The sequence below is a fragment of the Geomonas sp. Red276 genome (assembly GCF_054784495.1).
On record NZ_BLXW01000032.1, the window covers coordinates 19174 to 42961 of the forward strand.

The window sequence follows — 23788 nt, forward strand, 5'->3', positions numbered from 1 at the left end:
ACGACTTCCCATCTGCTCACCTTCACCCTGGCCGGACAGCGGTATGCCGTCCGGCTGGAGGCCGTCCAGCGGGTGCTGCCGGCGGCGGCGCTCACCCCCTTGCCGAGCGCGCCGGAGGTGGTGCTCGGCCTTTTGGACCTGCAGGGCGAGCCCCTGCCGGTCCTCGATCTCCGCAGGCGCTTCCGGCTGCCGCTGCGCGAAATCTCTTGCTCGGACCACTTCCTCGTGGTGCGGGCGGGGGCGCTCAGGCTCGGGCTCGCGGTGGATGCCGCCGGCGAGGTGATCGAGGGGGGGGCGCTGGCCGTCCATCCCCCCGAGCGGGTGATGGCGGGGCTGGGCCTTCTCGAGGGGGTGGGAAGCGGGGAAGAGGGGCTCGTGCTGATCCACGACCTGGAGACCCTCCTCTTTCGAAGCGAGGAACGCGAGATCCAGGAGGCTCTGGAGAGCCTCAGGTCATGACCCGGCCCGCCGGGGAGGAGACCCTCAAACTCTTCGCCTCCTTCGTTTCCCGCACGCTTGGGCTGCATTTCGGTCCCGAGCGGCTGGAGGAGCTGGAGAGCCGGGTCTCCCCGCTGGCGCGGGAGTCGGGCTTTCCCGCCTGCGAGCCGTACCTTTTGTGGCTTTTGACCGCCCGGCCCACCCCCCCGGGGGAGCTGGAGAAGCTCGCCGGCGTCCTCACCATCGGCGAGACCTACTTTCTGCGCGACCCCAAGAGTTTCCGCCTCTTCGAGGAGCGGCTCCTCCCCGAGCTGGTGGCGGCCCGCCGCCGGGAGGGGAGGCTCAGGCTCACCATCTGGAGCGCGGGGTGCTCGAGCGGCGAGGAGCCGTACACCATCGCCATCCTGCTGAGCCGGCTGATCCCGGACCTGCCGGCCTGGGAGATCCAGCTGGTGGGAAGCGACCTCAACGAGAACGCCCTCGCCCGGGCCCGCGCCGGGATCTACACCCCCTGGTCGTTCAGGAACGCGCCGCCGTGGCTTTGGGAGTACTTCACCCGGCTGGCCGACGGCCGCTTCGAGCTCTCGCCGCGGGTCAGGTCGATGGTCCGTTTTTGCCGGCTCAACCTGGCGGAGCCCTCCTCCTTCCGGCACGCTACCGGGCTCGACGAGGCGGACCTGATCTTCTGCCGCAACGTGATGCTCTACTTCACCCCGGCCCAGGCGCTTAAGACCCAGGCCGGGCTGCACGGGCTGCTGAGGGAGGGGGGATGGCTCTTCGTGGCCCCCACCGAGGTGGACCACCGAAACCTCGGCGGTTTCCGCTGCCTGCACGCGGGTGGCACCTTCGTGCTGGAGAAGTCCGGCCCGCTCGCCCCCTCCCACCCCGCGGGGGGAGCGCCCCGGCCTTTTCCCCCCGGGCCGGCCGAAGGGCACCGCCGCCTCCGCCCGCCCCCGCGGCCCGAGCCTGCCGCCGTACCGCCCCCCGCCCCGCCGCAGGCTCCCCCTGCCGCGGCCGCCCCGCCCCCCCCTTCCGGGCTCCCCGAGGGCGAGGGGGAGGCGCGGTACCGGGAGGCGCTGGATCTGTACCGGGAGGGGCGCTACCGGGAGGCGGCGGAGCGCTGCCGCCCCATCCCCCCCGAGGGGGAGCTCGGGGCCCGGTCCCTCGCCCTCTCGGCCCGGGCGCTCGCCAACCTGGGTCTTTGCGAGGAGGCGGCCGGGCTCTGCCGTAAGGCGATCGACTGCGACCGGCTGAGTGCCGCCAGCCACTACCTCCTCTCGCTGATCCTCGAGCAGCAGGGGGACGACGGGGGGGCGGCCCGCGCCCTGAGAACGGCCCTCTTCATCGACCACGACCATCTCATGGCCTACCTGGCGCTGGGAAACCTCAAAAGGCGGTGCGGCGAGCCGGGGGAGTCCCGCCGCTGCTTCATGAACGCCCTGAGGCTTTTGGAGCGAAGGCTCCCCCACGAGGTGCTCCCCGAGGCCGAGGGACTGACCGCCGGACGGCTGGCCGAGATGGTCCGGGGACTTTTGGGCTCCACCCCTGCCGAGGGGGGAGCGAGAAGGAAAAAAGGTTCCCCCCTTGCCGAGGGGGGAGCGGAGGGATGCTAGATGGCTGGTGAACGGGAAGAGGTGAACGCTGACGAGGGGGTCGGGGAGGAGCTCCCCGGCGAACTCGAGCTCGACCACGAGCGGGAGCGGGAGATCCTCCTTGCCCGCGCCCGCCGGCTGGCGGTGCGCCCGGAACAGGAGGAGGACGCGGGGCCGAGGTTCGACTGCCTCGAGTTCCGGCTCTCCGGGGAGAAGTGGGGGGTGGAGCTCTCCTTCGTCAAGGAGACCCTGGCGGTCACCGAGTTCACGCCGCTTTTCTGCACCCCTCCCTTCGTGCTCGGCATCGTCCAGGTGCGGGGAAGGATCGTCTCCATCGTCGATCTCCGTCGCTTCCTCGAAATCCCCGCCCCCGGCCTCTCCGACCTGAACCGCCTGATCGTGGTCGGCGACGGGGCGCTGGAGTTCGGCATCCTGGCCGACGCCGTGGTGGGAGTGAGGTCGCTTTCCCGGGGGGCGCTCCAGCCTCCCCCCATCACCCTCTCCGGCACCGGGGGGGATTTCCTCACCGGGGTCACCGCCGACCGGCTGGCGGTCTTGGACCTCGCCAAGGTGCTGGCCGACCCGCGCCTGGTGGTGCACGAGGAGGTAAGCTGATATGTCATGCCAATCGCTATCCTGCAGACAGGGGGTGTCATGCTGAAAAATCTGAAGATCCGGACCCGGCTGGTGGCCGGTTTCGGCCTGCTGGTCCTTTTCCTGGTCCTGGTCGGGATCCTCTCCCTGAGGAACCTTTCCGCCCAGTCCCACCTGGTGACCAACTTCTACCAGCACCCCTTCACGGTGGTTAAGGCCATCGGCGAGGTCGACCAGCACGTGATCATGATGCACCGGAGCATGAAGGACCTGGTGCTCTACGGGAGCGACCCCCTGGAGCGTGAGACCGCCATCCGCGACGTCGACGCCAACGAGAAGGTGGTCTACGAACAGCTCGCCCTGGCCAGGGAGCACTTCTTAGGCGACCCCGTCATGATCGACCGGGTGCGCCAGTCCATGGACGCCTGGAAGCCGGTCCGGGCCCGCACCATCGACCTCGTGAGCCACGGCAAGCTGGCCGAGGCCGCCCAGTTCCACAAGACCTTCGCCCGCGACACGGTCTCCCGCATCGACGGCCAGATCGACGAGGTGCTCAAGTTCTCCACCAACAAGGCCCGCACCTTCGAGCAGGAGGCCCGCGACAACGAGCGCTCCACCTGGATGCTGACCGCCTTCCTGGTGGTGGCGGCCGGACTCACCGCCCTCTTCATCGCGGCGGTCATCACCGCCTCCATCACCGGTCCCCTCTCGAACGCGGTGGCGGCGGCCCAGAGGCTCGCCCAGGGCGACCTCTCGGTGGAGATCGGCTCCGGCTCAGGCGACGAGCTCGGGACCCTGCTGGCCGCCATGGGGCAGATGGTGGAGTCGCTGCGCCGGATGGGGGAGAGCGCCAACCGGATCGCGCTGGGGGACCTGGAGGTGGAGGTGGTCCCCGCCTCCGAGCGGGACGTCTTCGGCCTGGCCATGCAGAACATGGTCGCCTCGCTTAAGAGGCTCGCCGCCAATGCCGACCGGCTGGCCGCCGGCGATCTCACCGTCCAGGTGGTACCCGCCTCGCCTCGGGACCAGCTGGGAACCTCCTTCGCCGCCATGGCGAGGAGCCTGCGCGAGCTCAACCTGGAGATCCGGGAGACCGTCAACGTCTTGGCCCGCTCGGCCGGCGAGATCATGACCACCGTCTCCGAGCTCGCCTCCAGCTCGGCCCAGACCGCCGCCTCGGTCTCCGAGACCAACGCCACCGTCCAGGAGGTCCGCCAGACCACCGACCTCGCCTCCCAGAAGTCCCGCCAGGTCTACGACCGCTCGCACGAGGCGGTCCAGGTGGCCAAGACCGGGAGGGAGTCGGTGGAGAGCGCCATCGAGGGGATGCGGGGGATCGACGAGCGGATGGCCTTCATCGCCGAGCGGATCGTCAACCTCTCCGAGCAGAGCCAGGCGATCGGCGAGATCATCGCCACCGTCAACGACCTCGCCGAACAGTCCAACCTCTTGGCGGTCAATGCCGCCATCGAGGCGGCCAAGGCCGGGGAGCACGGCAAGGGTTTCGCGGTGGTGGCCCAGGAGGTCAAGAACCTCGCCACCCAGTCCAAGCAGGCGACCGCCCAGGTCAGGAACATCCTCGGCTACATCCAGAAGGCGACCACCTCCGCGGTCCTCGCCACCGAGCAGGGGAGTAAGGCGGTCGAGAGCGGGGTGAAGCAGTCCGGCGAGGCGGGGGAGGCCATCCGCCAGCTCTCCCAGGCCATCGAGGAGTCCTCCAACGCCACCTTGCAGATCGTGACCTCCACCCAGGAGCAGGCGATCGGCATGGACCAGATCGCCATCGCCGTGCAGAGCATCAACCAGGCCTCCAGCCAGAACCTCGACGGCTCGCGCCAGATTGAGGCGGCGGCCCGCGACCTCTACCAGCTGAACCAGAAGCTCCAGCAGCTGGTGAGCCGCTACCTGGTGGCATGACGAAGGGGGCCGGGATACCGCGCGGCCTCGGGGGGGAGGGGCGCCATGCCTGAAGTGGAGAACCTCCTGAGGGAGCTTCTGGAGACCTTCCGCGCCGAGGCCCAGGAACAGCTGGCCGGGCTCGGCGAGCTGCTCCTGGAGCTGGAGCGGGGGGAGCCGGCCGGGCACGGCCGGCTGCTGGAGGCCCTCTTTCGCCGCATGCACACCCTGAAGGGGGCCGCTCACGCGGTCAACCTGGTGGAGGTGGCCAAGGAGTGCCAGGAGCTCGAGCATCTCGTGGCCTGTGCGAAGCGCGGCGAGCTCGCCCTGGGGGCCGAGCTCCTCGACCGGCTCCATGCCGGGGTGAACCTCCTCACCCGGATTATCGCCGGGGAGGCCGCCCCGCCGCTGCCGCCGCCCAAGGCCGCCGGCGAACCCGGGGGAGGGACCCTCTCCCCCCCGGGCCGCCCGCTTCCCTCCCCCCCGGCCCCCCAGCCGGAGACGGTGCGGGTCTCCGCCCATCTGCTGGAATCGCTCCTCTTGCAGGCCGAGGAGCTCGCCACCGCCAAGCTCGACGCCCTTCTCCTTCGCGAGGAGGTGGGGGCGCTGGCCGCCGAACTGGCCGGCCGGGCCGGGGAGCGGGGACGGGCCCTGGACCTGGCCCGGGAGGCGATCCGGCGCGGCCGGCCCGGCGGTGAGTCGTCGCAGCTAGCCCCGCTCCTCGCACAGTTCGCCGCCGGCGAGCGGGTGACCGAGGGGGTGGTGAGGCAGCTCGAGGGACGGGCCGAGCGGCACCTCTGGGGGCTGGAGGGGGCGGTCGATCCGCTCCTGGCCGAGCTCAAGAAGCTGCAGCTCCTCCCCTTCTCCTGGCTGACCTCCCCGCTGGGGAAGCTGGTCCGCGACCTGGGGCGCGAGCTGGGGAAGGAGGCCGAGCTCGTCACCCCCGACGCCCTCCTCGAGGTGGACCGCCGCATCCTGGCCGAGCTCAGGGAGCCGCTTCTGCACCTTTTGCGCAACGTGATGGACCACGGCATCGAGCCGGCCGCCGAGCGGCGCGGGGCGGGGAAAGGGGACCGGGGCACGATCGAGATCCGCCCCCTCTTCCCGGACGCCAACCGGCTCCAGGTGGTGGTGAGCGACGACGGCCGCGGGATCGACCTCGACGCGGTCCGGGGCGCGGCCCTCAAGGCGGGGACGGTGACCGCCGAGGCGCTCGAGCGGCTCTCCGGCGCCGAGGTCATGCGCCTCATCTTCGAGTCCGGGGTCTCCACCTCCCCCCTGGTCACCAACCTCTCCGGCCGCGGGGTGGGGCTCGCCATCGTGCGGGAGTCGGTGGAGAAGCTCGGAGGGGGGGTGGCGGTGGCGAGCGAGCCGGGGAAGGGGACCTCCTTCACCATCACCCTGCCGCTCAGCTTTTCGCGCATGGAGGGGCTTTTGGTGGAGGCGGGGGGGCGCCTCTGCCTGATCCCGGCCCAGGCGGTCGAGCTCGGGACCCGGGTCGGGGTGGAGGATATCAGGAGCGTGGAGAACCGGGAGACCGTGCTTTTGGCCGGCGAGGTGGTCCCCCTGGTGAGCCTCGCCCGGGTGCTGGAGCTCCCCGAGGGGCTCCCCCCGGCGGGCGGTTTCCAGCCGCTCGTGGTCCTCAACGCCGCCGGCAGGAGGCTCGCCTTCGCGGTGCAGCGGGTGATCGGGGTCCAGGAGATGCTGGTCAAGCCGCTCGGGAGCCAGCTGTCGCGGGTCCGCAACGTGGTGGGGGGGGCGGTGCTCGGGGACGGGAAGGTGGTCCCGGTGGCCAACCCCGCCGACCTCTTCCGCTCGGCGCTGTCCCGCGGCGACGCGGCCACCCGGCGCCGAAGCGCCGATGAGGCGCGCCAGCTCTCGGTGCTGGTGGCCGAGGACTCCATCACCTCGCGGACCCTCTTGAAGAACATCCTGGAGTCGAGCGGCTTCCGGGTCTCCACCGCGGTGGACGGCCAGGACGCCCTCGACCGTTTGAAGGGGGAGCGCTTCGACCTGGTGGTCTCCGACGTGGAGATGCCGCGGCTGGACGGCTTCGAGCTGACCGCCGCCATCAGGCGCGACAGCCGGTGGTCGGGGCTCCCGGTGGTGCTGGTGACCGGGCTTGAGTCCCGCGCCCAGCGCGAGCGGGGGATCGAGGTGGGGGCCGACGCCTACCTCGTCAAGAGCAGCTTCGACCAGAGCAGCCTCATCGAGGTGATCGGCAAACTGACCTGAAGGGGAGACGGGTGATCAGGGTACTGGTGGTGGAAGATAGCCGCACCGTGCAGCGGGCACTGGTGGCGGCCTTGGAGAGTGATCCGGCGATCACCGTGGTGGGGTGCGCCGAGACCGGCGAAGCCGCGGTCGAGGCGGCCGCCTCCCTCCGTCCCGACCTGGTGACCATGGACCTCCACCTCCCGGGGATGGACGGCTACGAGGCGACCCGCGCCATCATGTCCCTCTCCCCGGTCCCGGTGGTGATCGTCACCTCCAAGGTCGACCCCGCCGATTCCTCCACCCTCTTCCGGGTGATGGAGGCGGGCGCCCTCATGGTGCTCGCCAAGCCGGAGCCGCCGGGAACCCCGCGGCACGCCGCCTCGGTGGAGAAGCTGATCCGCCACGTGAAGCTCATGGCCGAGATCAAGGTGGTGCGGCGCACCTTCCCCCGCCCGCCGGCTGCCGCTCCCCCCCCCTCCGCTTCCCCCGAGGCGCTCCCCGACGGGCCGGTCCGGGTGGTGGCCATCGGTGCCTCCACCGGAGGCCCCCCGCTGCTGGGGGAGATCCTCTCCTCGCTGCCGGAGCGCTTCCCCCTCCCGGTCATGGTGGTGCAGCACATGGCCGACGGCTTCACCGGCAACTTCGTCCATTGGCTCAACCAGAACTCCCGTCTCCCGGTCGCGCTGGCCCAGCAGGGTGAGCCGCTGCTGGGGGGGAGGGTCTACGTGGCCCCCGAGGGGAGCCACCTGGAGGCGGGGCCGGGGGAGCGGGTGCAGCTCTCCACCGCGCCGCCGGTCAACGGCTTAAGGCCCGCGGTCTGCGCCCTCTTCCGTTCGGTGGCGCTCCGTTTCGGCCCCCGGGCCGCCGGGGTCCTCCTCTCCGGGATGGGGAGCGACGGCGCCCGTGGCCTTTTGGCCATCCGGGACAAGGGGGGGATCACCGTGGCCCAGGACCGGGAGAGCTCGGTGGTGTTCGGCATGCCGGGGGCCGCGGTGGCGCTGGGGGCCGCCCGCTACGTGCTCCCCCCGGACGGGATCGTCCGGCTCTTGATCCGCCTGGGCTCCCCCCACTCCCTCGCAACGCAGGAGGTACCATGACCACCGCCGGCGCCCCGCGCCTGATCCTCATCGTCGACGACAGTCCCACCCAGGCGAAGTTCCTGGAGCATCTTCTCCTGGCCAACGGCTACCGGGTGCGGAGCGCCAGAAACGGGGCGGACGCCCTGCCGCTCATCGAGGAGCACCGCCCCGACCTGGTGATCAGCGACATCATGATGCCCGAGATGGACGGCCTCGAGCTCTGCCGCCGGGTGCGCAGGGAGGGGAGCGCCCGGGGGACCCCCATCATCCTCCTCACCCACCTAAACGACCCGGCCGACGTCCTGAACTCCCTGGAGGCGGGCGCCGACTACTTCGTCTCCAAGCCGTACCGCAACACCCTGCTCCTGAACCGGATCGCCACCGTCTTCTCCGGCCACGGGGGGCGCTCCGGGTGGGAGCCCGGCGAGCCGGTGGAGATCCGCTACCGGGACCGCAGCTACCGGATCGACGCCGGCCGGGCCCAGATCGTCGAGCTCCTGCTCGCCACCTACGAGCTCGCCGCCGACAAGAACCAGGAGCTTTTGGCCACCCAGCACTCCCTCTCCCGGCTAAACCGGGAGCTCGAGCAGCGGGTGGCCGAGCGGACCGCCGCGCTCACCCGCGAGACCGCCGAAAGGCTGCAGGCCATGGAGGAGCTCAGGAAGAAGGACGAGGTGCTGATCCAGCAGTCGCGCCAGGCGGCCATGGGGGAGATGCTCGGCAACATCGCCCACCAGTGGCGCCAGCCCCTGAACGCGGTGGGGCTCCTGGTCCAGGACCTCACCCTGAGCCACGAGTACGGCACCTTCACCCCCGACCACCTCTACGCCTCGACCACCAAGATCATGCAGCTCGTCAGGCACATGTCCCAGACCATCGACGACTTCCGCAACTTCTTCGCCCCCGACCGCCAAAAGAGCGAGTTCGACCTGGCCCCGGTGGTGGAGCGGACGCTCGCCCTGGTCAACGGGAGCCTCAACGACAAGGGGATCGTGGTCGAGGTCCGCTCCGGCGAGGCCCCCCGGGTGGCCGGCTACCCCAACGAGTTCTCCCAGGTGCTTTTGAACATCTTCAGCAACTCCATGGACGCCTTCTCGACCGCCCGCTGCCGCGACCCCCGCATCGAGGTGAGGCTCTTCGGCGAGGGGGGGAAGGCGGTCCTGACCATCGCCGACAACGCGGGGGGGATCCCCGACGAGGTGATCGGCCGCATCTTCGAGCCCTACTTCACCACCAAGGAGCAGGGGAAGGGGACCGGCATCGGCCTGTTCATGGCCAAGAACATCGTGGAGAAGAGCATGAACGGCTCCATCACCGCCCGCAACGTGGCGGGGGGAGCCGAGTTCAGGATCGAGGTGTGAGATGAAAGACGAGCGGCCATGGGGGGAAGGGCTCAGGCTTTTGTACGTGGAGGACGAGGAGATCACCCGGCAGGCGGTGCTCACCATGCTGGGGAGGCGCTTCCCCGAGCTGACCCTCCTCTGGGCCGGGGACGGGGCCGGCGGGCTCGCGCGCTTCCGGGACGAGCGCCCCGACCTGGTGGTGACCGACATCAAGATGCCCGCCATGAACGGTATCGAGATGGCGAGACGGATCTTGGAGAGCGACCCCAAGGTCCCCATCGTGGTGACCACCGCCCACTCCGACCTCGATTACCTGATCAAGTCGATCGAGATCGGGGTGAGCCGCTACGTCCTGAAGCCGATCGAGAGCGCCAAGCTCTTCGCCGCCGTCGAGGAGTCGCTGCGCCTTCTCAGCCAGCAGCGCGAGCGCGAGCGGGCGGCCCGGGAGATCGAGGAGCTGAACCACCGGCTGGCCGCCCGCGCCCGCGACCTCGAGCTCGCCAACCGGGACCTGGAGGCCTTCGGCCACACCATCTCCCACGACCTCCGCTCGCCGCTCACCAAGATCAGCGGCTACTGCCAGCTGATCGCCGAAATCTACGGCCCCACCCTCGACGAGCAGTGCCGCCGCTTCATCGGCATCATCGAGGACGAGACGGTGGAGATGGGCGCCCTGATCCGCACCCTGCTCGACTTCTCGCGGGCCGGCCGCCACGAGCTGGCCAGGCGGGAGGCCGACCTGAGCGAGATGGCCCAGGTGATCTCCGTCGAGCTCGCCTGCCGCTATGCCGGCCGCGAGCTTAGCTTCGCGATCTCCCCCGGCCTGTCGGCCTCCTGCGATCCGGACCTCGTCCGGGTGGTCCTCTTCAATCTCCTCGACAACGCGTGCAAATACACGGGGGGGAAGGATAAGGGGGTCATCGAATTTGGACTTGACGTGATAGGTAGGGAAAGGGCATATTTCGTCCGTGACAACGGCGCCGGCTTCGACATGGCGCTTTGCGGCAAGCTTTTCCACCCCTTCCAAAGGCTCCACTCGGATCAGGAGTTCTCAGGAACCGGCATCGGGCTCGCCACCGTTCAGCGCATAGTGGAGCGCCACGGCGGCAGGGTCTGGGCCGAGGGGGAACCGGGCCTGGGAGCCGCCTTCTATTTCACCCTCCCCGCCTGACCGCTTCCCCTGCCGCCCCGGATGAGGAAGGTGGCGGGCACCGCTAGGAGTCAGAAACGTGATACGGGAAAACAAGCATCTGCAGCGCATCCTGCTGGTTGACGACGAGACCCAGATCCTGGAGAGCTGCAAAAGCTGCCTCATCACCAGCGGATACCGCGAGGTGCTCACCGAATCGGACAGCCGCAAGGTCCTCGACCTCCTCGCCCGCGAGGAGGTCTCCGTGATCGTCCTCGACCTGAGGATGCCGAACCTGACCGGCCAGGAGCTCCTCCCCCAGATCGTCTCCCGCCACCCCCAGATACCGGTCATCCTCGCCACCGCCAACAACGACGTGGAGCTGGTGGTCAACTGCATCAAGGAGGGGGCCTTCGACTACCTGGTCAAGCCGATCGAGGTGAAGAGGCTGGTGACCTCGGTGAGAAAGGCGCTGGAGATGCGCTCGCTCTCCAGCGAGCTCTCGGTGCTCAAGCAGTACCTGTTCACCGACCGGCTGGACCACCCGGAGGCCTTCCGCTCCATCGTGACCGGCAACAAGAACATGCGGGCCATCTTCCAGTACCTCGAGGTGATCGCCGGCACCCGCCAGCCGGTGATGATCACCGGCGAGACCGGGACCGGCAAGGAGCGGATCGCCCGGGTCATCCACGATCTGTCGGGATGCAGCGGGGAGTTCGTGGCCCTGAACGCCGCCGGGCTCGACGACAACATGTTCTCCGACACCCTGTTCGGGCACCGCAAGGGGGCCTTCACCGGCGCCGAGCAGAACCGCGACGGGCTCATCATGCGGGCCGCCGGCGGGACCCTCTTTCTGGACGAGATCGGGGATTTGAACGAGATGTCGCAGATCAAGCTCCTGCGCCTTCTCCAGGAGCAGGAGTACTACCCGGTGGGGAGCGACTTCGTCAAGAAGAGCGACGCCCGCATCGTGCTCGCCACCAACCGCGACCTGCAGGAGCTGATCAAGCAGGGGAAATTCAGAAACGACCTCTACTACCGCCTCTGCGGGCACCGCGTCCATCTCCCCCCCCTGAGGGAGCGGCTGGACGACATCCCGCTTCTTTTGGACCACTTCCTGGAGGCGGCGGCCACCTCCCTCAACAAGAAGAAGCCGACCCCTCCCCCCGAGCTCGCCGTCATGCTGGCGCTCTACCACTTCCCGGGCAACGTGCGGGAGCTCGAGGCGCTGGTCTTCGACGCGGTGCTCCGCCACAAGTCGGGGGTGCTCTCCACCGAGACCTTCAAGTCGGTGATCGGCGACGAGCGCCCGGTGCGGGTGGCGGCCAGCTCGGACCCCTCGGGCGAGGAGAACCCGCTCTGCGCCATCTTCGGGCATTTCCCGACCATCGACGAGGTCGAGGAGTACATGATCAGGGAGGCGATGAAGCTCGCCAAGGGGAACCAGGGGCTGGCGGGGAAGATCCTCGGCATGGGGAGGCAGACCCTCAACAAGCGGCTGAAGCTCCAGGGAAACGGCGGGTAGTCGCTACTCCTCGACGGCGGGCATCGGGACGGCTCCCCCTCCGGAGCGGGGGCGCCTGGTGTTACGGCTCCTCGGCAGCCGCCGCGGCGATTCGTCGCCGGTGCCGCCGCTGGCGGCCGTCGCCTCGGGGTTGCCTCCCGCCGGGGTGGGCGCCTGGCCGCTTATCGTGTCGGGGGCCGCGGAGGGGGTGGCGCCCGACGAAGGGGCGGCGTTCCGGCCGGGCGTCGCGTTGTCACCGGGATCCCCGCTGTACTCGACGATGATCTGGTCATCGGTCTCCTCAATGGTGCCGTGCCCGCCCCAGGCCGGCTGCCATCCGGCCGCCACCAGGAACATCGCCACGGCCGGTACCGCTGTCGCCAATCTCATCACACCGCTCCTCCCGCTGTAGACTCTCCCGCCCCAGGCGGGTCGAAACCGCTGCAGGTTACCCGAAATCGGTCCCCGCGGTAAAGGGGAAAATGGTGCGGGCGCTGCCGGAGGGGGAGGGTTTCCAAGGGAGTGACGCTTTGGTATATATATAGCAGAGCGAACCCTCACGAGGAGGACAGCGATATGAACCCCGAGACCGCCAAGCTGAGCCCAGCACAGAAGCTGATGAAGCAGGCGATCCACGAGATCGACGACTATTTCGGCGAGGGGATTGCCTTCAAGCACATCGAGTTTCTGGGAAGCTACCTGCAGACCCTGGCCCTTCTGGAACTCAAGGAGACCCTCAGGAACAAGCTGTGACCTGAGCGCCTCTCACTGGTTGGGATCTCTCCGGGGGAGGGTGAACCAGAAGGTGGCTCCCTCCTCCAGGTTTCCCTCCGCCCAGACCTTTCCCCCGTGCCGGGCGATGATCCGCTGCACGATGGCGAGCCCCACCCCGGTCCCCTCGAACTCCTCGTTTCTGTGCAGTCTCTGGAAGAGCCCGAAGAGTTTCCCCACGTAGGCCGCGTCGAATCCCACCCCGTTGTCGCGCACGAAGAACTGGTACTCCTCGGGGGTCTCGAGCGCCCCCACCTCGATCCTCGGGGCCGGGCGGTCCCGGGTGAACTTCACCGCGTTGGCGAGCAGGTTGTAGACCACCTGCCTCAGCATGGCGCTGTCGCCGGTGACGCTCGGGAGCGGCCCGACCGCCCAGGTGAAGCTCCTCTCCCTGGCCTGGCCGGCGAGCTCCCCCACGATATCCCGCACGAGATGCCCCATGTCCACCCGCGATTTCATCATCTCCGAGCGCCCCATCCGCGAGAAGGCCAGCAGGTCGTCGATCAGGTCCCCCATCTTCTTGGCCGCCTCGGTGATCACCTCGAGGTAGTGGCGGCTCTTGTCGTCCAGGCTCTCGTTTCCCCGGGTGACCAGCAGGTCGACGAAGCCGATCACGTGGCGAAGCGGCGCCCTGAGGTCATGGGAGACCGAGTAGCTGAAGGCCTCCAGCTCGCGGTTACTCGCCTCGAGCTTCTCGATCTGCCTCCTCAGTTCCCCGTTCAGCTCGCCTATCTTGGCCTCGCTCTTGCGCTGGCGGGTCATGTCCCTGATCACCGCGAAGGCCCAGGTCCCCTCCGGCATCTCGATGGGGGTGAGCATGATGTCCACCGGCACCTCGCGCCCGTCCCTGGTCATCCCGTACAGGTCGAGGCCGATCCCCATCTTGCGGGGGCGCGCCTCCCGGAAGTATCCCGCGCGGTCCTTGACGTGGCGGTCGTGGAAGCGGGGCGGGACCAGGCGCTCCACCAGCTCCCCGATCAGCTCCTCGCGCTGGTAGCCGAAGAGTACCTCGGTCTGCTGGTTCACCTTCCTGATCAGCCCCTTGCCGTCCACCACCACGATGGCGTCCGGTGAGGTCTCGAAGAGCCGCTCGAACATGCCGCGGCTTTTCAGCAGGGTCTCCTCGACCCCGTGGCGCCGGGTGCCGTCCCGGGCCACCAGGGAGAAGCCGGCCGGTGCGCCGCTTTCGTCCTTCAGCGCGGTGAGGGTCAGCTCGGCCCAGAAGCGGCTTCCGTCCTTGCGCGGGCGCCAGCCGACCAGCTCGAGGCTCCCGGCCTGGGCCGCCCTGGTCAGCTCGCGGTCCGCCTTATCCCTCCCCTCCTCGGGGGGGATGAGCAGCGACAGGGGGCGCCCGACCGCCTCTTCCGGGCGGTAGCCGTAGATCGCCTCGGCGCCCCCGTTCCAGGAGAGGATGGTCCCCTCGCCATCGAGGAGGACGACTGCGTACTCCCTGAGCTGCTGGATCATGAGGGCGTACCACTGGTCGGTGGGGAAAGAGGGTGCTTTCGCCGGAGGGCGGCGGTCGGTGGAGGTGCCGGAGGGATCGGAAACTGGGGGACGGTTCTTCATGTTCGTGCCGTTTGGTATGCTTTAGCTGCGCGGGGTGCCGCGCCATGATGGATAGTATAGATCCTCCGGGTGGTTTTTCACAGGGGGCGGGGGGGCGGCGACGGGGAGGCGGGGAGGCCGTCCAGGCGGCAGGCGGGAAGGGCGCGGCGGGCTAACCTGCCGGTATTTATATTGTAGTTTGGCCCGCAGACGTCGATAATTATGTCAAAGGGGATATCCGACCGCGGCGAAATGAATTGAAAATAATTTTCAAAACGGCGCGGTCCCGGGAGGCCCGGATGAAAGACCTTGGTTGGTACAAAATGTACGCCGACAGCGAGCCGATCGTCGAGAAGGAGCTCCTGAAGAAGGTCCTCTCCAACGGCACGGTGGCCACCTTCGCCCTGGTGAGGCACGGCGGCGAGTACAAGGCGATGCTCTACATCAACGGTAAACGGGTCAACGGGCCTCCGCTCCCCCAGCCGCTCGATGCCGCCAGGGACGACATCACCCACTGGATGGGAAACAAGCCCGGGGTGGGGCTCACCACCTCCGAGGCGGAGATGATCATCCAGGCGGTCAGCGAGCGGGTGGAGCGAAGTAGCGCTCCCTGAGCGCGCGGGCGGCGAAGACCATGTTGGCGAGGGCCGCGCGGGTCTCGTTCCACCCCCGCGTCTTCAGTCCGCAGTCCGGGTTCACCCAGAGCCTTTCCTTGGGGACGCATTCCAGCGCCCGTTCCAGTAGATCGAACATCTCCTCGCAGGACGGTATCCGTGGCGAATGGATGTCCCAGACCCCGGGTCCGATGTCGTTGGGATAGCTGAACTCCTTGAAGGCCTCCAGAAGCTCCATCTGCGAGCGGGATGCCTCGATGGTGATGACGTCGGCGTCCAGCGCCGCGATCCGGTCGATGATGTCGTTGAACTCCGAATAGCACATGTGGGTATGGATCTGGGTCGCGTCCTCCACCCCGGAGGTGGCCAGCCGGAAGCAGTCGGCGGCCCAGGCGAAGTAGGCGCCCCGGTCGGCGAGCTTGAGCGGCACCCCCTCCCGGAAGGCCGGCTCGTCGATCTGGATGACCCTGATACCACCCCGCTCCAGCTCGACCGCCTCGTCCCTGATGGCCAGGGCCAGCTGCCGGGCGGTATCGCTGCGCGGCTGGTCGTCCCGCACGAAGGACCACTGCAGGATGGTCACCGGCCCGGTCAGCATCCCCTTCACCGGGCGCTCGGTGAGCGACTGGGCGAAGACCGTCCAGCTCACCGTCATGGGACCCCTCCTCTCCACGTCGCCGAAGATGACCGGTGGCCTTACGCAGCGGGAGCCGAAGCTCTGCACCCATCCCCCCCTGGTGAAGCCGCACCCCTCCAACTGTTCCCCGAAGTACTGCACCATGTCGTTTCGCTCGTATTCGCCGTGCACGAGGACGTCCAGCCCGACCTCCTCCTGGAAGCGGACCGTCCGCTCGATCTCCCGCTCGATCTGCGCCCGGTACTCCTCGGCCGACAGCTTGCCGGAGGAGAGCCGGGAGCGGAGCCTCCGGACCTCGGCGGTCTGCGGGAAGGAGCCGATGGTGGTGGTCGGGAAGGAGGGGAGGGCGAGGGCCTCCTGCTGGCGGGCCCGGCGGGTGGCGAACGGGGTCGCGCGCCGCAGCTTTTCCGGGGTGATCCCCTTCACCCGCTCCTTGACCTCGGGGCGGTGGATCAGCGGGGAGTGCCGCCGCCGCTCCTGCGCCTCGGCGTTGGCCGTCACCCGCGGGTCCTCGAGGGCGGCGGCCCCCTTTAAGGCCAGCGAGGCGATGGTGGTCACCTCGTCGAGCTTTTGCCTGGCGAAGGAGATCCAGTCGACCACCTCGGGCGGGAGCACCCCCGCCTCCCGTTCCGGTGCGCAGTCGTAGGGGACGTGCAGCAGCGAGCAGGAAGGGGCCACCATCACCCGCTCCTCTCCCAGCGCCTCCACCGCCCTCTGGACGAGGGGGAGCGAACGCGCAAAGTCGTTCTTCCAGATGTTGCGCCCGTCGACCACCCCGAGCGAGAGGGTGAGCTCATGCGGAACGAGGGGGAGGATCTCCTCCAGCTGTGCCGGTGCCCGCACCAGGTCGAGGTGGAGGGCGGTGACCGGGAGTCGGGCCGCGAGCTCGGCGTTCTCCCCCAGCCCCGCGAAGTAGGTCGCCACCAGCAGTTTCGGTAGCGCCCCCCCGGCGGCGAGCCGGGCGTACGCCTCGCGGTAGGCGGCGGCCACCTCGGGGGAGAGGTCGAGGGCCAGGAACGGTTCGTCCAGCTGGACCCATTCCGCTCCCCCCCTTCTGAGCTCGGTCAGCAGCTCCCGATAGACCGGCAAAAGCCTCTTCAGAAGGTCGATCCGATGGAAGCCCGTTTCCTTCTCCTTGCCGAGGAGGAGGTAGCTGACCGGGCCGATCAGTACCGGCTTGGCCGCGAACCCCATCCCCCGCGCCTCCTTGAGCTCGGCGAGCGGCTTGCCGGGGGTGAGCGAGAAGCGCTGGTCGCGGGTGAATTCGGGGACCAGGTAGTGGTAGTTGGTGTCGAACCACTTGGTCATCTCCATGGCCACCACGTCCACCCCTTCCTTCTGGCATCCCCTGGCCATGGCGAAGGCGAGCTCGGGGAGGGGGGCTTGGGAGAGCCGGGAAAAACGGGGCGGTACCGCCCCCACCGTGAGGGAGAGGTCGAGCGTCTGGTCGTAGAAGGAGAAGTCGTTGCAGGGGATGAGATCGAGCCCCGCCTCCCGCTGCGCCTCCCAGTGGACCTTGCGGAGCTTCTTCCCGGTCTCCTCCAGTTCCTGGAGGTCGATCTCGTTGCTCCAGAAACGTTCGCAGGCCGTCTTCAGTTCACGATCCGCTCCGATGCGGGGGTAGCCTAGGTTGTGGGTAAGCATCCGCCGTCCTCCCTCAGGTGGTTTTTCAACACCGGTTGATTGTAGCCGATGACGGGGGTTTTACAACGAGAGGGGCGCGGGGAGCGGTGGTAAGGGCGCGGTGGACGGTTAAGGGGCGCTTAGCAGAGGTAAGGGAGTCAATGCGAGGGGGGGGGTGAGCCGGGCGCCGGAGCCGGGAGCCGGGGAGCGTGAGCCGGGGAGGGTGAGCCGGGCGCCGGAGCCGGGGAGCCGGGGAGCGTGAGCCGGGGAGGTGGCGGTCATCGGTACCGGCCGGAGAAAGAAGGCCCCGGGGGGCGACGCCCCTCGTGGTGAGGGGCGCGCCCGTGCGGGAGCATTGGTTACTGCACCGAGATCTCGATCCGGCGCGGCTTGGCGGCTGCGGCCTTGGGAAGCCGCAGGGTGAGGACGCCGTTATTGAACTCGGCACTCACGCCGTTTTGGTCGATGCTGTCGGGAATCTGGAACTGCCGGTAGTACGGCGCCCAGGAGAACTCGCTGTACACGGGGCGCCCCGGCACCTGGCGGTTCACCGGCGCGGTGATGGTGAGGACCCCTTTTTCGACACGGATGTCGAGATTTTCCTTGCCGGCTCCCGGCAGGTCCGCGGTCACCAGGAGTCCGGATTCCTCTTCAACTATATTAACGGCGGGACGCAGGAACCGTTCAGGAGCCCTGGTCTCCTCCCTTCCCTGGAGATTTTTTTCCTGGCTGGTGGTTACGTCACGGGTCGTCATGGTTTCTCTCCTCCTCTGATCCGTTTGGACTTTCGCTGCATTGGTTAGCTGACGATCTCGATCTTGCGCGGCTTGGCGTGCTCGGACTTGGTCATGGTGATCAGCATCACGCCGTCCTTGTACTCGGCCTTGGTGTTGTCGGGGTTGATGTCGGCCGGGAGGTCAATCGAGCGGGTGAACCGGCCGAAACCGAGCTCGGTCCGGTGCAATACACCCTTTTCGGTCGGGGCCTTCCGCTCGCCGGAGATGGTCAGCGTGCCGCGCAGAACGGAAAGTTCGATCTCCTTGGGGTCGACGCCAGGCAAAAGTGCCTCGATGTAGACCTTGTCCTCGTCCTCGGTCAGGTTCATGAGCGGGAAGCGTCTCGTCGAGTACGGGGAAAGGAAGGTGGTGGTCAGTGGGCGGGAAAGCCCGACGCCCCGGAAAGCCTCGTCGATCTCTCTTCTCAAGCTGTCCAACTCGTTGAAAATGCTCCAGCTTGCCATGTTGGTTTACCTCCTTTCGATGTCTTCCGATCTGGTCTTGCTCCATCTGCAGGTAAGATAATCATCGTTTTTACGCTGTCAAGGGAGGGCGCTCGCGGCAATTTTCCCTGCGAAAAACGGGGCCGTTAACCTCGGGAGGACTTAGGGACTAGGGCGGAAAGGTGCAGCGGGGAAAGAGCCGGGCGCGAAAGGTAAAGGGGCGCGAAATGAGCGGGATAGAGCCGGATGAAGCCGTCAGGAGTAAGCGACGGCACGCGAGGGTGGAGGACGAAGCGAGGGCCGGCGGGGGGCTTCCTCCCCCTCCCTCAGCCGGGAGGGGGAAAGACAGCGGAGTCAATGGAGGCTGTCCGACACCCGGGAGCTAATAAGGCACGTAGTCGGGAGGAACCGGCGGTGGCGTGCTCTCGCGGTACGTGGGCGGCGGGGGCGGAGGCGTCGTGGTCCGGCGGGGGCGGTAGGTGCTCCTCACGCCGGGAATCTGGTTCCCCTTGGCGTACATGCACTGCACGTAGCTGTTGTCATAGCGCCGCTGCGCCTGCTGCCCGTAGACCTGGGCGTTGTCGGAGCCGACCGCGGTACCGGCCAGCAGGCCGCCACCGGCGCCGATGGCGGCGCCCGCTCCTGCGTGACCCGAGGCGGCCCCGAGCAGGGCCCCCACCCCGGCTCCCAGTACGGTCCCGACCGCGGCACCCTGGGTGGCGTTTTGGTTGTAGGTCTGCTGAGCACCGCCGATCTGGCTGTCGGCCCAGTGACGGCAGACGAGGTCGTCGGCCTGGAACTCCTCGAACGTTTTCCCCTGCCCCGGAAGGACCATGACGCTCGGACCGGTCGGGAGCGTGGCGCATCCCGCGAGCACCAGCAAGGTCAGCAGGGCCGGAATCTTGTGCCGTGCATTCATGATGTTATTCCTCCTCGTCCGGCGGGGCCGGCGTCGGCGCCACCCTCATCCAACCCTTCGGGCACTTCTTCACGTAGGGGTAGTACCCCTTGGGGTCGGAGCAGTAGTACCAGTATTGCTGCGGTTCGGGCTGCGGTTGCTGCTGTATGTAAATCGGGGGCTCCTCGCGGATGATGACCGGTTCCTGCTGGACTACCACCGGTGGCCCCCACCACCATGGTCCCCACATCGGGCCGAAATAGACACCGCCGCGGATGTGGGCCTCGCTCGGATGGGCATGGGCCAGCAGGGCACCTGCAAAAAGACCTATGATGGCGAGCTTTTTCATCTATTCCCTCTCTTCAGCCGGTTGCCAGCGGCTTCCCCGTTTCTTAAAGCGTGTAGTCGGCTCACTTAATTTTAACAAAAAATCGGGTGGCCGTTACCTTTGACGAGGGCCCCACCTTTCAGACCGGCGGGAGCCCCCGTTCAAGCCACCGCTACCTGCTACATCATCGGGCCGTGCTCGTGAAACTCCTTGTTGTGGCGCTGGGCCATCTTGGCCAGGATGGCGTTCAGCTTGGTGTTCTGTTCCGGGGTGAGCAGCGCCCGAAGTTTGGTGACTTCCTGCGCCTTCTTCACCGCGAGGTCAGACTGTGCCTGGGCCACCTTTGCTGCCTGGGCCCTGATGGCCGCCTCGTCCGCATTACCCGACAGCACCAGGTCGCGCATCTTGCCTCTCTCGTCGATCATCGCCTTGAACAGCGGCTTGTTCTCCTCCCTGCTCGCCTGCATGATCGCCTTGGCCTGGCTCTTTTGCTGTTCGCTCAAACCGAGCTGTCTGGCGATGCGCTTGAAGAAGCGTTCCCTTTGGTGCCCCCCGCGCCGCCCCTGGTGGTGATGCTGGCCAGGGCCCGGCTGGGTGACCGCGGTGTCCGGGGTCTGGGCCGGAGTGGTTTCTGCGAGGGCGAGTTGGCCGCCGAAGGCGGTGGCTGCGGTAAGGAAGGTAAGCATGGCCAGAGGTCTCAGATGGTGTCTCATCGTGTTTCTCCTTTGGTTAGTGGTTGCCGTTTCCGGTGTTCTTTGCTGTTGATGGGAGAACCTTACCGCTCAATTGTGAATGGAATGTGAAAGAACTTAGGAAATAGGAGGCCATCGGCAATGCCTCTGTTTTAAAAATTATCTTGTTCCAATTGGCTGGCCGTAATGTATACTCTTTACGTTTGCCGTCTCGGGCGGTGTCAGTCATCTTCTGCATCACGAGGTCACAGATCATGGAAAACCACTCTATGCCCAAAATTCTCCTGGTGGATGACATCAAGATGTTCCTGGAAATCCAGAAGAACATGCTCCAGGCTCTCCCGGTGGAGGTCGCGACCGCCACCGACGGGGAGGAGGCGCTGGGAGTGGTGGACGAGTTCGCCCCCGACCTGATCGTCCTCGATGCCAACATGCCGAAGATGGACGGCGTCGACTGCTGCCGTCTCCTCAAGCAGCACGACCGCCACAGCCGGATCCCCGTGATCATGACGGTCCCCAACTGTTCCGACAATGCCGAGCTCTGCCGCGAGGCCGGCTGCGACGCCATCCTCCGCAAGCCCCTCGACAGCGGAATCTTCCTCGATGCCATCACCTGCTTCATCCCGGTGGTGGAGCGCCGGGACCGCCGGGTCGAACTGCTGACCCCGGTCCAGGTGACCGCCGGCCCGCGGGTAATTTCCGGGGCGCTGCTCGATATCAGCAGGTCCGGCGCCTGCTTCGAACCGGACGAGGTGATCGCGACCGGCACCACCGTCGAGCTGAGCTTCACCCTCCCTGCGGCCGACCGCCCGGTCATCAAGATGCGCGCCAAGGTGGTCCGCAACGGCACCACCGATCTCCCTGGCCAGCTTTCCGGGACCGGTGTCGCCTTCATTGCGGGGGACGGAGCTCCCACGCGGGTTCCCGTCGACTCCGCCATATCCCTCTTCGTCAAGAGCAGATCCCTCAAGATCCCGGCGTTTCCCAGCTGCTGACCGGGAGGCTCACCCCCGAGGCGGACCCCGCGACGATAAGGGGGAGGAAGGGGAGGGGAGGCAACGGACCAGTCCGAAGGCTGACCCCGGAGGGTATCCGGGCGACCCATGGGGAGACTGATCCGCTCTGGGCAGGTTCTCCTGATAGGTTGATGTTGAATCGTCGGAAGTTGAGGGAGGGTTTCCGGCGGGGTATACTTCAACCGAAAGGAGGATTCCCAATGAAGAGCTACCTGAAGGCATTCTTATCTTCTCTTGCAGTCCTCATCACCCTGGCGCCGCTCGTGGCCCAGGCCGGGAGCTGGCAGATCGACCCGGATCACTCCAGTGTCGGCTTCAAGGTCCGCCACATGATGGTCTCCAACGTCAAGGGAGACTTCGGCACCTTCAGCGGGGTGGTCGACATCAACGACCAGGACATCACCAGGTCCTCGGTGTCGGTATCCATCGATACCGCTTCCATCAATACCGGCGTGGCCAAGCGCGACGCCCACCTAAAGAGCGCCGATTTCCTCGATGTCGCCAAGTTCCCGGCCATGACCTTCGTCTCCAGCAAAGTGGTCAAGGCCGGGAAGGGCAAGCTCAAGGTCTACGGACTTTTGACCCTCCATGGCGTCACCCGGGAAGTGGTGCTCGACGTCGAGGGGCCCAGCGCCATCTCCCGCGACCCGTACGGGAACCTGAGGAGGGGAGCCTCGGCCACCGCCAAGATAAACCGCAAGGATTTCGGCCTGGTATGGAACGCCCTGTTGGAGACCGGCGGGGTGGCCGTGGGGGAAGAAGTCCAGATCAGCCTCGAGATCGAGATGATCGCCAAGAAGTAGCCGCCGGCGGCGGTTGCCATGCCCCCGGTTGCTGCTAGACTTTTGCAGTCGGCTATTGAAAGGAAAGGGGGATGCCATGAAAATTCCGGTAGTGTACAGCGACAACAGTCCGGGATGGGCAAGGCCGGAAGAGCTCCAGCAACTGATCGACGAGGCCGCCATCGTCTCCTTCCTGCGCAGCGATGGGGAGTCCGTCCAGGTCGGGGTCGATCCCGTCCGGGGGATGGGCGGGCGCATCTACATGGGGCCCGAACGAAGGGGCAAGGTTGGTTTCTGCTGAACCGAACGGAAACGGTTACCTACGGGCCGGCTCTCATCAAGGGGCCGGCCCGCCGCGTTTTCATGCCGCCCGAGGAGGCCAGCCATGAACGTGCGACCGTCCCTGCTTCTTGCCCCCCTCGTCCTGTCCCTCTTCGCGCCCGCCACGGCGGGGGCCATTTCCGACTGCGTCTTCGCCGGGGTCAACTTCTCCGACGGCGCGATCTCCTGCCAGTCCGGCCACCAGTTCCGCTGCAGCGACGGAGAGTGGGTCTCCCTTGACCTAGTCTGCGAAACTCCTCCCCCCGCCCCGGCCGTCGTCAACCCCGCCGAGTGTGTCTGCACCTCCCGGGAGATCGCCGACTGCGACCAAAACGGCTTCGCCTGCTGTGTCTCGCTGGTGGGTGGCGACTGCAGCAAGCACTGCTGTCCCACCCGGTAAAGGACATCCATCCCGCCGCCACCTGCCGGAGCGCCCCCGCATTTTCACATTTGCGAAAGCGGCCCAGGTCATTCGCACTTTTGCGAATGGCCGCCGCGCTCCCCCCCGCGATTCCGCAATTGGCTGATTTTGAAAAGGTTTGTTCCTCGCCCCCGGTCAAATAGCGGGCGATCATCTTTTGCAAGGTTGCGAAAATCCCCCGCCCCCCTTTACTCCCACCTCCATCCCGTCGTTCGCTAACTCGCCGTAAATAAAGATAAATTACACGAATACAGAAAACTATAACATTGGTATGCTCGTTGCTTTAGGTTTCCAGTGGCTGAGTTGCGCTCACGGTAGCAAGCAGGGCGCCGGCGACCCACGTACAGGCGTTGCAGTCGAAATCGACATCCACATAAAACGAGGAGGTAGTGAAATGAGTGACGTGAAATTGGGGAATCCTGCAGTTGTTGGTCTTGCTGGCTTCGGTATGACTACGTTGGTGCTGCAGTGCCATAATCTCGGGTGGTGTGGTATCGCCCCCGTTCTTTGGCTTGGCCTCTGCTTTGGCGGCAGCGCACAGCTCATCGCCGGCCTGATGGAGTTCAAAACCGGCAACAACTTCGGCTTCTGCGCATTCACCGGCTACGGGGCCTTCTGGATCTCCCTCTGCCTGATGATCATCTTCGGGAAGAACGCCGACCTCGTGAAGGCCTACCCGACCCTGGCCTTCTCGGCCAATGACCTCGGCTTCTTCCTGGTGGCCTGGACCATCTTCACCTTCATCCTCTTCATCGCCTCCATGAAGCACCACGCTACCCTGGCCTTCATCTTCCTGACCCTGCTCCTCGGCTTCATCGGTCTTGACCTGAAAGAGCTCGCCGGCAGCGCCCTGGCCGGGACCTTCGCCGCCTACGACCTGCTGATCTGCGCTTTCTCCGCCCTCTACCTGATGGCGGTGGCCGTCTACGCCGAGTCCGGCATCAAGCTTCCGGTCGGCGAAGCCTGGATCAAGGACAAGCAGGAGAAGGAAGTCATCGCTGCCAGCAAGGTAACCGCCTAACCGACTCCTCCGAAGCCGTTCAACGGCGCCGGAACGACCCAGCAAACGAAAGGGCCATGGCATCTCGCCATGGCCCTTTCTGTTTTTGTTTTCTGAAGGAGAGGG

General features: G+C 67.0%; 24 protein-coding genes. 16 read left to right on the plus strand and 8 right to left on the minus strand.

The window, feature by feature from the left end; all coding sequences use genetic code 11:
• Nucleotides 1-12: 12 nt before the first annotated feature.
• The 9 genes from ACYVL5_RS18290 to ACYVL5_RS18330 are packed head-to-tail and all read left to right on the plus strand — an operon-like array spanning nucleotide 13 to nucleotide 11813.
• Nucleotides 13-459, plus strand: a complete 447-nt coding sequence (locus tag ACYVL5_RS18290) for a chemotaxis protein CheW (protein WP_460597051.1) — start codon at nucleotides 13-15, stop codon at nucleotides 457-459.
• Nucleotides 456-2051 (plus strand): CheR family methyltransferase, encoded by a 1596-nt coding sequence (locus ACYVL5_RS18295; RefSeq protein WP_460597014.1) that lies wholly within the window; start codon nucleotides 456-458, stop codon nucleotides 2049-2051. The genes ACYVL5_RS18290 and ACYVL5_RS18295 overlap by 4 nt, the downstream gene beginning before the upstream one ends.
• Nucleotides 2052-2645 carry a chemotaxis protein CheW gene (locus ACYVL5_RS18300; protein WP_460597015.1) on the plus strand — a complete coding sequence of 198 codons (594 nt, stop codon included), beginning with the start codon at nucleotides 2052-2054 and terminating at the stop codon, nucleotides 2643-2645. It abuts the gene before it with no gap.
• A 39-nt stretch (nucleotides 2646-2684) separates the two neighbouring features.
• Nucleotides 2685-4541: a HAMP domain-containing methyl-accepting chemotaxis protein gene (locus ACYVL5_RS18305; protein WP_460597016.1), complete on the plus strand. Its 1857-nt coding sequence runs from the start codon at nucleotides 2685-2687 to the stop codon at nucleotides 4539-4541.
• Nucleotides 4542-4586: 45 nt separating this feature from the next.
• Nucleotides 4587-6755, plus strand: a complete 2169-nt coding sequence (locus tag ACYVL5_RS18310) for a hybrid sensor histidine kinase/response regulator (protein WP_460597017.1) — start codon at nucleotides 4587-4589, stop codon at nucleotides 6753-6755.
• Nucleotides 6756-6766: 11 nt separating this feature from the next.
• Entirely contained in the window at nucleotides 6767-7834 is a 1068-nt protein-coding gene (gene cheB, locus ACYVL5_RS18315; protein ID WP_460597018.1) for a chemotaxis-specific protein-glutamate methyltransferase CheB, read from the plus strand.
• Nucleotides 7831-9177, plus strand: coding sequence for a hybrid sensor histidine kinase/response regulator (locus ACYVL5_RS18320; RefSeq protein ID WP_460597019.1), 1347 nt, complete (start codon nucleotides 7831-7833; stop codon nucleotides 9175-9177). Before cheB ends, ACYVL5_RS18320 begins: the two co-directional genes overlap by 4 nt.
• 1 nt (nucleotide 9178) lies before the next feature.
• The gene (locus tag ACYVL5_RS18325; protein ID WP_460597020.1) at nucleotides 9179-10330 is read left to right on the plus strand and encodes a sensor histidine kinase; all 1152 of its coding nucleotides are present in this window, start codon (nucleotides 9179-9181) and stop codon (nucleotides 10328-10330) included.
• 58 nt (nucleotides 10331-10388) lie between these two features.
• Nucleotides 10389-11813, plus strand: a complete 1425-nt coding sequence (locus tag ACYVL5_RS18330; RefSeq protein ID WP_460597021.1) for a sigma-54-dependent transcriptional regulator — start codon at nucleotides 10389-10391, stop codon at nucleotides 11811-11813.
• A 3-nt stretch (nucleotides 11814-11816) separates the two neighbouring features.
• Here ACYVL5_RS18330 and ACYVL5_RS18335 read toward each other — a convergent pair whose 3' ends face one another.
• Nucleotides 11817-12182: a hypothetical protein gene (locus tag ACYVL5_RS18335; RefSeq protein ID WP_460597022.1), complete on the minus strand. Its 366-nt coding sequence runs from the start codon at nucleotides 12180-12182 to the stop codon at nucleotides 11817-11819.
• A 186-nt stretch (nucleotides 12183-12368) separates the two neighbouring features.
• Between ACYVL5_RS18335 and ACYVL5_RS18340 the strand changes: the two genes are divergently transcribed.
• Entirely contained in the window at nucleotides 12369-12545 is a 177-nt protein-coding gene (locus ACYVL5_RS18340; protein ID WP_460597023.1) for a hypothetical protein, read from the plus strand.
• 12 nt (nucleotides 12546-12557) lie between these two features.
• On the opposite strand, the gene ACYVL5_RS18345 is transcribed toward ACYVL5_RS18340, so the two are convergent.
• Nucleotides 12558-14132: a sensor histidine kinase gene (locus ACYVL5_RS18345; RefSeq protein ID WP_460597024.1), complete on the minus strand. Its 1575-nt coding sequence runs from the start codon at nucleotides 14130-14132 to the stop codon at nucleotides 12558-12560.
• A gap of 278 nt (nucleotides 14133-14410) precedes the next feature.
• Here ACYVL5_RS18345 and ACYVL5_RS18350 point away from each other — a divergent pair, with 278 nt between their 5' ends.
• Entirely contained in the window at nucleotides 14411-14725 is a 315-nt protein-coding gene (locus ACYVL5_RS18350) for a hypothetical protein (RefSeq protein WP_460597025.1), read from the plus strand.
• Here the strand turns inward: ACYVL5_RS18350 and metE are convergent.
• The 6 genes from metE to ACYVL5_RS18380 all read right to left on the minus strand — a co-directional run bounded on the left by metE (nucleotide 14691) and on the right by ACYVL5_RS18380 (nucleotide 20143).
• A complete protein-coding gene (gene metE, locus ACYVL5_RS18355) occupies nucleotides 14691-17006 on the minus strand; it encodes a 5-methyltetrahydropteroyltriglutamate--homocysteine S-methyltransferase (RefSeq protein ID WP_460597026.1) in 2316 nt (771 codons plus the stop codon). The two genes, ACYVL5_RS18350 and metE, sit on opposite strands and share 35 nt — an antisense overlap.
• 338 nt (nucleotides 17007-17344) lie before the next feature.
• Entirely contained in the window at nucleotides 17345-17740 is a 396-nt protein-coding gene (locus ACYVL5_RS18360) for an Hsp20/alpha crystallin family protein (RefSeq protein ID WP_460597027.1), read from the minus strand.
• Nucleotides 17741-17784: 44 nt separating this feature from the next.
• Nucleotides 17785-18225, minus strand: a complete 441-nt coding sequence (locus ACYVL5_RS18365; protein WP_460597028.1) for an Hsp20/alpha crystallin family protein — start codon at nucleotides 18223-18225, stop codon at nucleotides 17785-17787.
• Between the two features lie 361 nt (nucleotides 18226-18586).
• Nucleotides 18587-19123 carry a glycine zipper family protein gene (locus tag ACYVL5_RS18370; RefSeq protein WP_460597029.1) on the minus strand — a complete coding sequence of 179 codons (537 nt, stop codon included), beginning with the start codon at nucleotides 19121-19123 and terminating at the stop codon, nucleotides 18587-18589.
• Nucleotides 19124-19127: 4 nt separating this feature from the next.
• Nucleotides 19128-19451: a hypothetical protein gene (locus ACYVL5_RS18375; protein WP_460597030.1), complete on the minus strand. Its 324-nt coding sequence runs from the start codon at nucleotides 19449-19451 to the stop codon at nucleotides 19128-19130.
• Nucleotides 19452-19609: 158 nt separating this feature from the next.
• A complete protein-coding gene (locus ACYVL5_RS18380; RefSeq protein WP_460597031.1) occupies nucleotides 19610-20143 on the minus strand; it encodes a Spy/CpxP family protein refolding chaperone in 534 nt (177 codons plus the stop codon).
• 248 nt (nucleotides 20144-20391) lie between these two features.
• Between ACYVL5_RS18380 and ACYVL5_RS18385 the strand changes: the two genes are divergently transcribed.
• The 5 genes from ACYVL5_RS18385 to ACYVL5_RS18405 all read left to right on the plus strand — a co-directional run bounded on the left by ACYVL5_RS18385 (nucleotide 20392) and on the right by ACYVL5_RS18405 (nucleotide 23683).
• Complete coding sequence (locus ACYVL5_RS18385) at nucleotides 20392-21117, plus strand: response regulator (RefSeq protein ID WP_460597032.1); 726 nt, start codon at nucleotides 20392-20394, stop codon at nucleotides 21115-21117.
• 221 nt (nucleotides 21118-21338) lie between these two features.
• A complete protein-coding gene (locus tag ACYVL5_RS18390; protein WP_460597033.1) occupies nucleotides 21339-21941 on the plus strand; it encodes a YceI family protein in 603 nt (200 codons plus the stop codon).
• Nucleotides 21942-22017: 76 nt separating this feature from the next.
• Entirely contained in the window at nucleotides 22018-22221 is a 204-nt protein-coding gene (locus tag ACYVL5_RS18395) for a GSU3473 family protein (protein WP_460597034.1), read from the plus strand.
• Between the two features lie 84 nt (nucleotides 22222-22305).
• A complete protein-coding gene (locus ACYVL5_RS18400) occupies nucleotides 22306-22641 on the plus strand; it encodes a hypothetical protein (RefSeq protein ID WP_460597035.1) in 336 nt (111 codons plus the stop codon).
• Nucleotides 22642-23056: 415 nt separating this feature from the next.
• A complete protein-coding gene (locus ACYVL5_RS18405) occupies nucleotides 23057-23683 on the plus strand; it encodes an acetate uptake transporter family protein (RefSeq protein ID WP_460597036.1) in 627 nt (208 codons plus the stop codon).
• Nucleotides 23684-23788 lie beyond the last annotated feature (105 nt).